Annotated in this window: 1 protein-coding gene; it reads left to right on the plus strand. The window is 65.6% G+C overall.

Annotated features, from left to right (window positions below; genetic code table 11):
- Positions 1-326: transposase (locus AC5P09_RS52260; RefSeq protein WP_493880669.1), on the plus strand; the 326-nt coding region annotated here is incomplete at both ends.

Below are 326 nucleotides of genomic sequence, written 5' to 3' on the forward strand. Positions count from 1 at the left end.
CAGGTGCAGGCTCTGGACCGGACCCAGCCGGTGCTGCCGGTGGCTTTCGCGGCCACCGAGAAGCGCACCCACGACTATGTGCGGCACGGCACCACGAACCTGTTCGCCGCGCTGAACGTCACGACCGGTGAAGTGCTGGGCGAGTGCAAGCCGAGCCGGAACGGCGCGGACTTCCTGGCGTTCCTGAAGAAGGCCGTCAAGCCGCATACAGGGAAGGAGATCCATATCGTCCTGGACAACCTGTCCACGCACACCACCCCGGACGTGAAGGCGTGGCTGGCGAAGAACCCGCACGTCCACTTCCATTTCACCCCCGTCGGGTCCTC

This window comes from Streptomyces sp. a15 (assembly GCF_059026085.1).